The organism is Oleiphilus sp. HI0080 (assembly GCF_001635135.1).
In genome coordinates, this window is the sequence record NZ_LWFU01000845.1 from 1 (window position 1) to 348 (window position 348).

The 348-nt window shown below is 48.9% G+C and carries 1 protein-coding gene; it reads right to left on the reverse strand.

The features are described from left to right. Positions 1 to 348: UPF0149 family protein (locus tag A3751_RS17145; protein WP_156492571.1), on the reverse strand; the 348-nt coding region annotated here is incomplete at both ends.

Genomic DNA, 348 nt, shown 5'->3' on the forward strand with positions numbered 1-348 from the left:
AAAGTCTTCGTTATCGAATAGTCCCGAAAGTGCCATATAAGGTAGTAGCAGCTCTGCGGACACTTCTTCATCTTTACTGAACCACTGTGTCTCGTTTGCCAACATGCCTTCGACGAAACCAGCGCACCAACTGTTTAACGCGTCGTCGTAGAGTTCGTCTTCATCTTCGAATGGCAAGAAAATCGACTCGCCTTCACTCAAGCACTCGCCAAGCTCAGCTTTGATAGCTTCTATGCACGCCGCCAAATGCTCTAGCTCATAATCCATATCGTTAAGGGTTTGATCGGCCAGACAGATGGTCATTATTTCTTCAGTAGGCAGTTGGACCGGGCCGACCACAGCTGCCGT